This window comes from Bradyrhizobium stylosanthis, from assembly GCF_001641335.1.
Lineage (GTDB): Bacteria > Pseudomonadota > Alphaproteobacteria > Rhizobiales > Xanthobacteraceae > Bradyrhizobium > Bradyrhizobium stylosanthis.
Map to the genome: position 1 here is coordinate 214627 of NZ_LVEM01000001.1, position 12267 is coordinate 226893.

Sequence of the window (12267 nt, forward strand, 5' to 3'; positions counted from 1 at the left end):
CCGATGGTTGATGTAGAAAAAGCTTTACCCGGTTACTCGACCTTCGACGCGTCCGAGCTCGACCTGCTCGAGGGAACGGCAGATTGGGGGAGCGCTCGTTGGGAGGAGGAGTATCAGAAAACGCAAGAGCGCCTGCGGGCTTTTCTTGGTGCTCGCGATCCCTTTGTCGTCCTCGCTAGAACGGCCGCCCGGTACATTGTCGAGTCGTCCAAGCTAAATATACCAAATCGTCTTGAGCAATCAGAGGTAGAAATTGTTCAGGCGCTATTGTTGCTCAATGGCTCGATTCCAAAATCGGTGCCGACTTCGCCGGAAAATTTTGTTCGTTTCTGGCCGCTTGTCAGTCGTAACATCCATGCGTTCAGTCGCAAGCAGAGAGTAGTTCCTGAAAAATCGGAAGCAGGCGATTTCGTGAGCCGTCGGGCGCGAACTCAAACATTATACTATCGGAATCTCTTCACACGCCCCGACTGCGAACGGACTTTGTTGGGTATCCTCACTCGGTTCGATGGTCCTTCTCAGCAGAATCTCGGCTATCGCATCTCGGAATTGTTTCAAGCGATGGTGCGCATCGTCGATATTGTCCTTGAAAGGCTATTGGCGTTCGGCCTTCAGCAACAGACCTTGAGAGCGTCGACCTCGCATATAGAAGTCGTCGCGGCCATTAACTTCTTCCGGTCCGCTTATCCGTTGGCTGAAAAGGTATGGCGAGATCGTACAGATGAATTTGTTGAGATTGAACGCCTGCGATATGCCGGTTTTCAGATGTCTGAGCTTGCCTTTCCATGGGCATTTACGCTGACCGCCGACAAACTCAACTCCGAATTTCCGCGAGAGATAGTCGAGGCATTGTATCGGTTGTCGTTGAAGCCGGGTGATCTGTCGAGCTTCGATCCGCAGCACATCTATCTTAACAATCCGATCTGGCGGAAGCCATATGTTCGCCGTGGGGATGATCTGTTCGTCGCTTTGCCTCAACTCATATTCTCATTCCCATTTGCAATAATTGAGGAGATGATTGACGGCCGCCGCGATTTGGAGGTGGCCTACGAAAATGCGAGAGCTGAGTACCTCGAAGAGGCGGTAGTTCATCTTGTTGGTTCTGCGATTCCCAGTGCAAGAGTCTATCGAAGCGTCATGTGGGATGATCCCAAAACAGGCCAAGCTTGGGAGAATGATGTTCTTGTTGCGGTTGGAAATTTTATTTTCGTCTTCGAGGCGAAGTCGGGCCGGATTAACGAAGTTGCGCGCCGGGGTGGCGAACTGAGTTTGGTAAGGAATTTCCGGGAGCTTTTTGTTGAGCCCGGAATACAAGGATGGCGTCTGCAAAACTATCTTGATGAGCATCAGAGACTGGCAGTCTTGCGCAGCAAGGCGGATGGAAGTCTTGTCGACCTTGGTTTGGATCGTCCGAAGGTCGTCTTTAGGTTCAGTGTTTGCATGGAGCATTTTGCTTCGCTCACGAGTGCCAAACACTATTTTATGGAATTGGGTTTGGTGACTAACGACACCGCATGGGCTCCTGTCCTTTCACTTGGCGAATTGCAGATGATTTGCCGGTATCTGGATTCTGAGGTTTCTCTCATTCACTACCTTACTCGGCGGGCGACTCTCGAGGAGTTGCTAAACTTTGAAGGCGACGAGCAAGATTTGTTATCTTTGTATCTCACCAATGGACTATGCCTTGACGCGAGCGCGCTTGAAGGCCGAAGGGTGATGTTTCACAATGCCGATAGCTTAGTTCGCCGAAACAAGGTGCCCCGCATTAATCGCCGCGAATTTGAGATCCACGGCGTGCAGCTCTCTCCTTTGTGGTCAGCTCTCGTTCGAGAGCTATACCGAGACGACGGCCAGAGGCATCGGTTCGACATAATTAATGTCGTCCTCAATCAATTGCCGCCGGCGTTGGCCGAATTTGAACGTCGTGTTCGCCGCTTCAAACGTGGCGAACCGCACGGTGGTGAAGATCTGCTAATGACGCGTTTCGTCGTTGGTAAGAAGGTCTTTGTTCTAGCGCTCTACTTGGCGAAGAAGATGCCGGATGCGGGCGATTGGAAGGAGAAGGGGCGCGGCATCGTTGGAATGTTTCATGAAGGAAATGAGATGGTGGAATGTGCGGCTTTCATTTTCTTGAGGCGGTCAAAAGAGGCAACGTTCGATGGAGTGAGTTTCTACCGCTACGGATTTCGTCCGGAACCTGAAGATGCTTCCAAACCAACACAATAACAAAAACCCCGGCATCGCTGCCGGGGTTTCGTAGTTCTCGAGGGTAGCTGGACTTAGAAGTCCATGCCGCCCATGCCGCCACCCGGGGGCATCGCGGGACCTGCGCCGCCCTTCTTGGGCAGCTCGGCGACCATGGCTTCCGTGGTGATCAGGAGCGCGGCAACCGAGGCAGCGTTCTGGATCGCGGTACGGACCACCTTGGTCGGGTCGATGATGCCCTTCTTGACGAGGTCGGCATATTCGCCGGTCTGGGAGTCGAAGCCGTAATTATAGGTCTTGTTCTCCAGGATCTTGCCGACGATCACCGAGCCGTCTTCACCGGCGTTGATCGCGATCTGGCGAGCGGGAGCCGACAGCGCCTTGCGCACGATCTCGACGCCGGTCTTCTGGTCGTCGTTCTTGGTGCGCAGGCCCTTGAGCTGCTCGGAAGCACGGAGCAGGGCGACGCCGCCGCCCGGAACGATGCCTTCCTCGACCGCAGCGCGGGTCGCATGCATCGCGTCATCAACGCGATCCTTGCGCTCCTTCACCTCGACCTCGGTCGCGCCGCCGACGCGGATCACCGCGACGCCGCCRGCGAGCTTGGCSAGACGCTCCTGGAGCTTCTCRCGGTCGTAGTCCGAGGTGGTTTCCTCGATCTGCGCCTTGATCTGGGCCACGCGCGCCTCGATGTCGGCCTTCTTGCCGGCGCCGTTGACGATCGTGGTGTTCTCCTTGTCGATCATCACCTTCTTGGCGCGACCGAGCATGTTGAGCGTGACGTTCTCGAGCTTGATGCCGAGATCTTCCGAGATCGCCTGGCCGCCGGTCAGGATCGCGATGTCCTGCAGCATGGCCTTGCGGCGATCGCCGAAGCCCGGAGCCTTGACGGCCGCGACCTTCAGGCCGCCACGGAGGCGGTTCACGACCAGGGTCGCGAGCGCTTCACCTTCGACGTCCTCGGCGACGATGACCAGCGGCTTGCCGGTCTGCACCACGGCCTCGAGCAGCGGCAGCAGCTCGTTCAGCGAGGAGAGCTTCTTCTCGTTGATGAGGATGTAGGCGTCGTCCATCTCAACGCGCATCTTGTCGGCGTTGGTGACGAAGTAGGGCGAGATGTAGCCGCGGTCGAACTGCATGCCCTCGACGACGTCGAGCTCGGTCTCGAGCGACTTGGCTTCCTCGACGGTGATGACGCCCTCGTTGCCGACCTTCTTCATGGCGTCGGAGAGGAACTTGCCGATCTCCTGGTCGCCGTTGGCCGAGATGGTACCGACCTGGGCGATCTCCTCGTTCGAGGTGACCTTCTTGGAGTTCTTCTGGAGGTCCGCAACGACGGCTTCGACCGCGAGGTCGATACCGCGCTTGAGGTCCATCGGGTTCATGCCGGCGGCAACCGACTTGGCGCCTTCCTTCACGATCGCCTGGGCGAGCACGGTGGCGGTGGTGGTGCCGTCGCCGGCCGCGTCAGCGGACTTGGAGGCGACTTCGCGCACCATCTGGGCGCCCATGTTCTCGAACTTGTCCTCGAGCTCGATCTCCTTGGCGACGGTGACGCCGTCCTTGGTGATGCGGGGAGCGCCGAACGACTTGTCGAGCACGACGTTGCGGCCCTTCGGGCCGAGCGTGACCTTCACCGCGTTGGCGAGAACGTCGACGCCGCGCAGCATCTTGTCGCGCGCTTCAACCGAGAATTTGACTTCTTTGGCTGCCATCTGGAATTTTCCTTGAGATGTTTGACTGGAGGGAGGGAGGGGCTCTTAGGCCGCCTTCTTCTTGGAAGCGGGGACGTCGAGGACGCCCATGATGTCGCTTTCCTTCATGATCAAGAGATCGACGCCGTCGATCTTGACTTCAGTGCCGGACCACTTGCCGAACAGCACGCGGTCGCCGACCTTCAGGTCGATCGGGATCAGCTTGCCGGCTTCGTCGCGGCCACCCGGGCCAACGGCGACGACTTCACCCTGAGAGGGCTTTTCCTTGGCAGAGTCGGGAATGATGATGCCGCCTGCGGTCTTCTCTTCTGCGTCGATGCGCTTGACCACGACGCGGTCGTGAAGCGGACGGAATTTCATGCAGTCCTCCTAAGCATTTGCACGAGATGGAGTTTTTCAACTGTTAGCAATCGGCGCCCGCGAGTGCTAGCGCCGGCCGAGCTGAAATAGGACAGGAATTTTGCGGGGGCAAGGGCTTCTAGCAGAAAAATCAGCACCCGGAAGCGCCGACTGCCAGAATCTCTTTCCCATCGTTAACCAGCCCAAGGGGGCCTTGTGGAGCCCCTTGGGGGCCGTATTAGCACGGGGGCATGTCTGCTGCTAACGCATTGAATTTCAACAGCTTGTTAAACTTTTGGGCTTGAGATGGGTTCTCAGTTTGCGTCACATTTCTCTCATGTGAGCGCATCTCCACCGGGGGGCTCGTCGTAGCGTACCGGAAAGCCGCCCCTGAATGCGCTCCTGCAAAGGAGGTTGGCATGGGACTGCGGGTTGGGGGCGTTTCCGAGGACTTCCGGAAACAGATGCTGGGCTACGGGCTGACGACGGCACAAATTCTCTACCGGATGCCGGATCATCCCTCGCTGCTCCAGACCTATGTCTGGCAGAACTACGACATGTTTCCGAAATTCCCTGCGCTGACCGACTTCCTGGCCTTCTGGCAGGAGAAGCTCGAGGGTCCGCTGTTCTCGGTCACCGTCGCCCATTCCAAGCTGATCAAGCCGGCCGAGCTGCGCGCCGTGGACGGCGTGTTCCGGCTGCATTGAGGGCGAGTCAGGTCTCGCGGCGAGCACCGGTCTCGTAGGGTGGGCAAAGGCGCGCTAGCGCCGTGCCCACCATCTCTCCGTGATCGCATCTAACAGTGGTGGGCACGCTTCGCTTTGCCCACCCTACGATAGCTGCGTTGGAGCTGCGTCCGGCGCGCGGCCACGCGAAGCCTACACACACAATCAGGCGGCGCTGTCGCAATAGCGCTTCCACATCGCGCGATAGGCCTCGTCCACCGCCTGCGCGTAGGACACCGGGTTGCATGCGGCCGCAGCCCTGACCTGTCCGGGCAATTCGCCGCGCAGCCTGTCGAGGTCGCCGAGCTCGGCCGCACGGCTCACCGCGATGTCGACATAGCCTTCCTCGCTGTCAGTCACCCAGTCCGGCAGTCCGATCGCGGTGAGGATGGAGCCGGCGGCGCGGCTGGGCAGGCTGTTGCCGAGCTTCGCCACGACCGGCACGCCCATCTGCAAGGCTTCCAGCGTGCTGACGCCGCCATTCTGCGGGAACGGGTCGAGGGCGATGTCGACGCGGTTGTATGCCGCCAGGTGATCGATACGCAGCGTTTTGCCGAGCAGTTCGACGCGTTCGACCGGCACGCCGCAGCTTGCAAGCCGCGCCATCAGATTGTCGCGGACCAGTTGATCGTCCAGCGCGACATCCTTGATCAGCAGCCGTGAGCCCGGCACGCGCTCCAGGATCCTGGACCAGGCCGTTGCGGCCTGGTCCGAAATCTTGCTGACGCGGTTGAAGACGCCGAATGTGACGAAGCCGTTCGAAATCGCCGGCGTCGACACCTGCGCAAGCTCGATCGGCAGCGGCTCCAGCGTCACGAAGCAGGGCACGTCGACGACGGTTTCCGCAAACAGGTGCCGGACATCGGCGGGAATCGCGACCGGGTCCGAGAACAGATAGTCGATCGTCGGCAGCCCGGTGCCGGTGCCGTGGCCCCAGCCATGGGCCTGGATCGGCGCCGGCTTGCGCGCGAACACGCCGAGGCGGTTTCCCTTGGTATGGCCGGACAGATCGATCAGGATATCGATGCCGTCGGCGCGGATCTCCTCGGCGAGGCGATCGTCGCTCCATTGCGAGGCGTCGCGCCAGCGATCGGCGATCTTCTGGAATTCCTCGGTCGCCGGATCCACCTTGGACGAGCACGAGTAGCAGACCACCTCGAACTGATCCCGGTCATGATATTGCAGCACCGGCTTGAAGATGAACGCGGCCGAATGCGCGTTGAAGTCCGACGAGACGTAGCCGAGCACGAGGGGGCGGTCCGGATCGCGGTCGTTGTCGTGCGGCCTCGCAGCTTCTGCCGCGATATTCGCGCCGATCTGCTCCCACCAGACGCGGCGCGCCTGCTGGTGCAGCTCGACGCTGGCATCCGCCAAGAAGTCGAGCGTGAAGATCTTGTTGGAGATTGCGCTCGGCAGGTCCGGCTGGATCTCGAGGGCGCGGTCGAAGCTGGCGATGGCCTCCTGGACCCGGCCAAGTTCGGCAAGGCAAACGCCCCGCAACAGGTGCGCGCGGGCGGCCTCGGGATCGATCTCGAGAGCCTTCTCGCAATCGTGCAGTGCGTCGGCCATTTGCTGGATCTGCAGCGAGACGCCGGCGCGGCCGAGCCACCCGCTCATGTCGTCGGGCGCCAGGGCGATGGCCCGGTTGCAATCCGCCATGGCTTCGTCGAAGCGCAGAAGCTCGCGCAATGCGCCGGCGCGATTTGCCAGTGCCGAGGCATAGTTCGGCTTGATCGACAGCGCGCGGTTCAAGCTTGCGATCGCCTCGTCAAAATTGTTCAGACGATAGAGCACCCAGCCCCGGCCGTTGTGGGCCTCGGCAAGGTTTCCGTCGATTGCGAGCGCCTTGTCGAAGCAGGCGAGGGCCTCCATGAGATCGAGGGTCACGCTCGCATTGCCGAGATTGGACAGGGCCTGGGCGTAGTTGGGGCGCAGGGCGAGGACCCGTCGATAGCTCTCGCGGGCTTCGTCATGGCGCCGCAGCTTGTTCAGCGCGATGCCGCGGCCCATGTGGGCGTCGGCCGATTGCGGATCCACGACGACCGCGCGGCTCAGCAGGAGCTCGGCCTGCTCATAATTCTTGGCGTCGGTCTCCAGGCTGCCGAGCATATGCAGCGCGATGAACTGGTTGGGCGCGAGCTGCAGGACGAGGCGATAGGCAGTCCGGGCCTCGGCGATCAGCCCTTGCTTGTGCAACTGGAGGGCCTGTCCGAGCAACGGCAGCACGTCGGCCTTCTGCCGCTTTTGAAGCCGGGCATTGTGAAATGCACGCTGACCTACGCTGTTGCTCATGAATCAATCCCCCAGAATCTCCCGGCGAGATTAAGTCGGCGAGGGAGCGAATACGAGACGGGGGTCCTTCGGCACGACAGCCTGGGGCAAGCTACGCCGGGGCGGGCCATCACGTTTGCCGCCCCGTCCAGGAGTGGATAGTCTGCGGCCGGGTTGCACCCGTCCGGGCGCGGCCCGGATCAGGGAGGCAGACAATGGCCAGGCAAAAGGCATCAAGACCCGCAACCAAGACCGCGGTGAAGAAGCGGAGCAGCGCCAAGGCGGCGGTGCGATCCTCGGCACGCAAGGCGGTGAAGGCGAAGGCCCGCACGGCAGCACCGAAGAAGGCCGCACGTCCCAGGCAGCGCATCGCGATCAGCCATCACCGCGAGGAAGATTTTCGCGCCGACGGCCTGCGCACCTACGCCAAATACCGCGACCTCGGTATCGCCGCTGCGACCCATGGCCTCGCGCAGGCGCATGTGATCCGCCTGCAAGGCCCCTGCGATCCCGCGGAGGTCTCGAAGCTGCACTTCCACGACGTTGAATTCCAGATGGTCTACGTGCTCAAGGGCTGGGTGAAGACCTACATGGACGGCCAGGGCGAGACCTTGATGAAGGAGGGCAGCGCCTGGACCCAGCCGCCGAAGATCAAGCACATGATCCTGGACTATTCCGATGACGTCGAGTTGCTGGAGGTGATCCTGCCGGCGGAGTTCAGGACGGTCGAGCTGAAGGCGTAGGTGCTCTCACAGCCGTCATTGCGAGCGAGGCGAAGCAATCCAGAAATGTGCCCGGGCAGACGGTCTGTATTGCTTCGCCTCGCTCGCAATGACGGGGAGAGAGTTTCGTAGCATCCGGGCTACTTCAAACCGGTCGCTAAAATCCGCCGGATCGGAGAAACCGGGCAGTCATCAATCCCAGGGTTCCGTTGCGTCCCGCACGGCGCCGCTAACCAGTCGAAAACACCCCGCGCGTCAGTTTGAGGCCGTGAACATGCGGGAAATGTTTTCATGGCGACCAATACGTTTGGCCGACGCGGCGTCGTGGCGCCGCCCCCGAGAGCATCGTTTCAACCTGTCGCCGCGCCGGTCGCGCCGGCGATCATGCGTGACAGCGTCGAACGCTCGTCCGGCGAGGACACGCTTTTCGGCGACAACAAGCTGCTCGCCGATATTCCCTTCCTCACCATTGGCCTGATTTTCGGTCTGCTGCTGATCTTCGCCCTGCAACGCGCTCTGGCCATCGACGTTGGGCGTGACGGCTCGCTCGATGTCCGCTCGCTGATCGCCGATGGCGCGACCAGCTACGATCTGGTTGTCGGAAGGGGAGAGTGGTGGCGGATTGGCCTTGCGCCGCTTCTGCACGGCAGCCATTGGCACCTTCTCGGCAACTGCGTTGCGCTGTTCATCGTCGGCGTCAGGCTGGAGCCGCTGATCGGGCGCGGCTGGTTTGCGCTGATCTTCGTTGCCGGCGCCCTGGTCGGTGAGGCCGGCTCGCTGCTGGGCAATGCGCCGGGCATGCCGGGCGTCGGCGCGTCCGGCGCCATCACCGGCCTCATCGCCGCGCTGTTCGTCGCGAGCTTCGATCCCGAAGCGGACGCCGATCAAACGATGTCGCGACTGAAGACATCGCTGTTCTTCGGCGTTCCTGCATTGCTGCCGCTTGCCTTCGGCGCGTCCGGCAATGTCGACTATTTTGCCCATGCGGGCGGTGCGCTGGCCGGCGGCGCGCTTGCCCTCGCGCCATGGCTCGTCTTCTGTTCCTTCGACGGCCTGCCGCGGATCGCCGGCATGACGCTGCTGGCGGGTTTCGCCGGATCGCTGATCTGCGCCGGCTTCGCTGCCGCGCATTATTCGTCCTACATGACCGATGCCTTGCAGTATGTGCGCGCCTCGGAGCTGCCGGCGACCCCTCGCGAGATGGCCAGCCGGTCTTTCGATCTCGTCACCCGCTACCCCAGGGACCCGCGCGCTCATCTGTTCCGTGCGATCTACTTCATGGAGCAAAACAGCGCCGGTCCCGCCGAGGCGGAAGTGCGAACCGCCATGTCGCTCGCCGCATCGGACGTGGCAGGCGGGCCGGTGCGCACGATGGCGCAGGCCGTCCTGGCGGAATTGCTGCGGGTGCAGGGACGCAACAGCGAGGCGAAGGCCATGGCGGTCGAGTCGTGCAGCGCCAAGTCGGGCGAATTGCGCCGTATCTCGAGGAAGTCGAAGCTGTGCGACTGACGGGACCTACGTCAGCACCCCCACCACCGCGCCCATCAGGCACGTCGTCAGCGTCCCTGACACGATCGACTTCAGCCCGAGGGCGTTGATCTCCTCGCGCCGGTCCGGCGCCATCACACCTAACCCGCCGATCATGATGCCGAGGCTGGCGAAGTTGGCGAAGCCGCACATCGCATAGAGCATGATCAGGCGCGAGCGCGGATCGAGCGTATCGGGTGGCAGCTTCGAGAAGTCGACATAGGCGATCAACTCGTTGAGCACGGTCTTGGTGCCCATCAGGCTGCCGGCCGTCACCGCCTGGTCCCACGGCAATCCCATCAGCCAGCACACCGGCGCCATCACGAGGCCGAGCAGGCGCTGCAGCGAGATCGCGGCGCCGCCGACGTTGGGCAAGAGACCGAGGACGGCGTTGACGAGATAGACCAATGCCACCAGCACCAGCAGCATCGCGACGATGTTGATCAGCAGCTCGATCCCCGCGCTCGTGCCTTTCACGATCGCATCCATCGTGCTGGCGACGTCCATCTCCGGATCCTCCAGCGCGCCGCCGGTGCGCTTGTCCGAGGTTTCGGGCACCATGATCAGGCTGACGAGGATCGCCGCCGGTGCGCCCAGCACGGAGGCGATGACGAAATGCGCGGCGGCATCAGGAATAAGAGGAGCAAGGAGTGTCGCATAGAGCACCAGCACGGTGCCGGCGATGCCGGCCATGCCGCCGGTCATCACCAGAAACAACTCGCTGCGGGACATCTGCGATAGATACGGCCGCACGAACAGCGGCGCCTCGACCATGCCGAGGAAGATGTTGGCGGCGGTCGACAGCCCGACCGCGCCGCCGACCCCGAGCGTGCGTTCGAGCAGCCAGGCCATGCCGCGCACGATCGGCGGCAGCACGCGCCAATAGAACAGCAGCGTCGTCAGCACGCTCATGACCAGCACGATCGGCAGCGCCTGGAACGCCAGGATGAAATCGGCGCCCGGCACCTTGACGTCGAAGGGCGGGGTGCCGCCGCCGACATAGCCGAACACGAAGGCGGAGCCCGCGCGCGAAGCCGCCGAGATGGCGCCGACCGCGTCGTTGATGGCGCCGAAGGCATGGGCGACGACGGGCAGCTTCAGCAGCACAATCGCGGTGGCGAAGGTCGCGACGAGTCCGATCGCCGCCTGGCGCAGCGACACTGCGCGGCGATTCTCCGCGAGCGCGAAGGTGATCAGCAGCAATGCGAAAATGCCGAGTGCCGATTGCAGGCGAAGCATGATGTTCCCAAACCCTCAATGATTATGGCCGCGGGTGCGTTGCAAAGGCAATGCCGGGACGCGCCGGAAGCCGCCGCCTGTTGACAAGCAGGCCGGCCTCAGTCACGCGAGGACCCGTCGACATCAGGGGGCGAGCGGTCCGGGGTGCCCCAAGAGACGGTCGAAGGGACGATCCAACAGCCGATGCCAGAGCAGCCGAGATCCGAAAATCCGCCGGTCAGCGCCGGCGCACTGCTCCGCCATCGCGCCTTCCTGTACTTCCTGCTCTCGCGCAGCCTGTCGCGCTTTTCCAGCCAGATCGCGGCGGTCGCGATCGGCTGGCAGATCTACGATCTCACCGGCTCGGCCTTCGACCTCGGCATGGTCGGTCTCGTTCAGTTCCTGCCCACTGCGCTGCTGGTGTTCGTCGCCGGCCACGCCGCCGACCGTTTCGAGCGCAAGCGCGTGGTCCAGCTGTGCCAGCTCGTGGAAGCCGCGACCGCGCTCTACCTCGCCATCATCACCTATCTCGGCGCGGTCAGCGAGGTGCAGATCTTCATCGCGACCTTCGTGCTCGGGATTGCCGGCGCTTTCGAGAGCCCGACGACCGCGGCGCTGCTGCCGCTGATCGCGCCGCAGGGATCGCTCCAGCGCGCCACCGCCGTCGCGAGCGGTGCGGGGCAGGTCGCGACCATCACCGGTCCCGCGCTCGGCGGCTTCGCGTATGCGATCGCACCGCATCTTGCCTATGCCGTGATGCTGGTGTTCTGGATTCTCGGGATGATCCTGACCGGCTTTATCCGGCCGCGGCCGCAGGCCGTCGCCAAGGACATGGACGAGGCGGACAATATCTTCGCCGGCGTCCGCTTCATCCGCAGCAACCCCGCGATCCTCGGCACCATCTCGCTCGATTTGTTCGCCGTGCTGTTCGGCGGCATCACCGCGCTCCTGCCGATCTATGCCCGCGACATCCTGCAGACCGGCCCGCTCGGCCTCGGCGTGCTCCGCGCCGCGCCCGCGGTCGGCGCGCTGCTGATGACCATGGTGCTGGCGCGTCACGCCATCGCGCGGCATGTGGGCCTGCGCATGTTCCAGGCCGTGATCGTGTTCGGCGTTGCCACCATCGTGTTCGCGCTGTCGCCTTGGATGTGGCTGTCGGTGCTGTCGCTCGCCATTCTCGGCGCGGCCGACACGATCAGCGTCGTGATCCGCTTCTCGCTGGTGCAACTGTCCACGCCCGACGAGATGCGCGGGCGTGTCGGCGCGGTGAACTTCCTCTTCATCAACGCCTCCAACCAGCTCGGCCAGTTCGAGAGCGGGGTCACGGCCGCCCTGTTCGGCACCATGCCGGCGGCCGTGCTCGGCGGCGTCTGCACCGTGGCGGTGGCGCTGTTGTGGATGAAGCTGTTTCCCAGCCTGCGGCAGGTGGACAGTCTGGAGTAGGGGGAGGTCTCGTGTCCCGGACGCGGTGCGGCACGAAGTGACGCGCCGCAGAGCCGGGACCCAGAAGGCCAGGAGCGAAATCGCGGAGGCATGGGCCCCGGC

9 protein-coding genes are annotated in these 12267 nt (G+C 62.6%); 5 read left to right on the forward strand and 4 right to left on the reverse strand.

Annotated elements, in window-relative coordinates:
• Window positions 1-3: 3 nt before the first annotated feature.
• Entirely contained in the window at window positions 4-2226 is a 2223-nt protein-coding gene (locus A7X65_RS01090) for a hypothetical protein (RefSeq protein WP_156527581.1), read from the forward strand.
• A 53-nt stretch (window positions 2227-2279) separates the two neighbouring features.
• Here A7X65_RS01090 and groL read toward each other — a convergent pair whose 3' ends face one another.
• Entirely contained in the window at window positions 2280-3920 is a 1641-nt protein-coding gene (groL, locus tag A7X65_RS01095) for a chaperonin GroEL (RefSeq protein WP_024340800.1), read from the reverse strand.
• A 45-nt stretch (window positions 3921-3965) separates the two neighbouring features.
• Complete coding sequence (locus A7X65_RS01100; protein ID WP_063682542.1) at window positions 3966-4280, reverse strand: co-chaperone GroES; 315 nt, start codon at window positions 4278-4280, stop codon at window positions 3966-3968.
• 398 nt (window positions 4281-4678) lie between these two features.
• On the opposite strand from A7X65_RS01100, the gene A7X65_RS01105 reads away from it, so the two are divergent.
• Window positions 4679-4966 carry an usg protein gene (locus A7X65_RS01105; protein ID WP_063682543.1) on the forward strand — a complete coding sequence of 96 codons (288 nt, stop codon included), beginning with the start codon at window positions 4679-4681 and terminating at the stop codon, window positions 4964-4966.
• A gap of 183 nt (window positions 4967-5149) precedes the next feature.
• Here the strand turns inward: A7X65_RS01105 and A7X65_RS01110 are convergent, their stop codons facing one another.
• A complete protein-coding gene (locus A7X65_RS01110) occupies window positions 5150-7276 on the reverse strand; it encodes an O-linked N-acetylglucosamine transferase, SPINDLY family protein (RefSeq protein WP_063682544.1) in 2127 nt (708 codons plus the stop codon).
• 194 nt (window positions 7277-7470) lie between these two features.
• Here A7X65_RS01110 and A7X65_RS01115 point away from each other — a divergent pair, with 194 nt between their 5' ends.
• The gene (locus A7X65_RS01115; RefSeq protein WP_063682545.1) at window positions 7471-7998 is read left to right on the forward strand and encodes a cupin domain-containing protein; all 528 of its coding nucleotides are present in this window, start codon (window positions 7471-7473) and stop codon (window positions 7996-7998) included.
• 270 nt (window positions 7999-8268) lie between these two features.
• Entirely contained in the window at window positions 8269-9486 is a 1218-nt protein-coding gene (locus tag A7X65_RS01120) for a rhomboid family intramembrane serine protease (RefSeq protein WP_082884794.1), read from the forward strand.
• A gap of 6 nt (window positions 9487-9492) precedes the next feature.
• On the opposite strand, the gene A7X65_RS01125 is transcribed toward A7X65_RS01120, so the two are convergent.
• Complete coding sequence (locus A7X65_RS01125) at window positions 9493-10743, reverse strand: NupC/NupG family nucleoside CNT transporter (protein WP_063682546.1); 1251 nt, start codon at window positions 10741-10743, stop codon at window positions 9493-9495.
• Window positions 10744-10926: 183 nt separating this feature from the next.
• Here A7X65_RS01125 and A7X65_RS01130 point away from each other — a divergent pair, with 183 nt between their 5' ends.
• Window positions 10927-12165, forward strand: coding sequence for an MFS transporter (locus A7X65_RS01130; RefSeq protein ID WP_063682547.1), 1239 nt, complete (start codon window positions 10927-10929; stop codon window positions 12163-12165).
• Window positions 12166-12267 lie beyond the last annotated feature (102 nt).

What these genes read in the sequence shown, in the direction of transcription:
- A7X65_RS01090 (WP_156527581.1), top strand. Translation starts at nt 4, where the DNA reads ATGGTTGATGTAGAAAAAGCTTTACCCGGTTACTCGACCTTCGACGCG.
- A7X65_RS01100 (WP_063682542.1), bottom strand. Translation starts at nt 4,280, where the DNA reads ATGAAATTCCGTCCGCTTCACGACCGCGTCGTGGTCAAGCGCATCGAC.
- A7X65_RS01105 (WP_063682543.1), top strand. Translation starts at nt 4,679, where the DNA reads ATGGGACTGCGGGTTGGGGGCGTTTCCGAGGACTTCCGGAAACAGATG.
- A7X65_RS01110 (WP_063682544.1), bottom strand. Translation starts at nt 7,276, where the DNA reads ATGAGCAACAGCGTAGGTCAGCGTGCATTTCACAATGCCCGGCTTCAA.
- A7X65_RS01115 (WP_063682545.1), top strand. Translation starts at nt 7,471, where the DNA reads ATGGCCAGGCAAAAGGCATCAAGACCCGCAACCAAGACCGCGGTGAAG.
- A7X65_RS01120 (WP_082884794.1), top strand. Translation starts at nt 8,269, where the DNA reads ATGGCGACCAATACGTTTGGCCGACGCGGCGTCGTGGCGCCGCCCCCG.
- A7X65_RS01125 (WP_063682546.1), bottom strand. Translation starts at nt 10,743, where the DNA reads ATGCTTCGCCTGCAATCGGCACTCGGCATTTTCGCATTGCTGCTGATC.
- A7X65_RS01130 (WP_063682547.1), top strand. Translation starts at nt 10,927, where the DNA reads ATGCCAGAGCAGCCGAGATCCGAAAATCCGCCGGTCAGCGCCGGCGCA.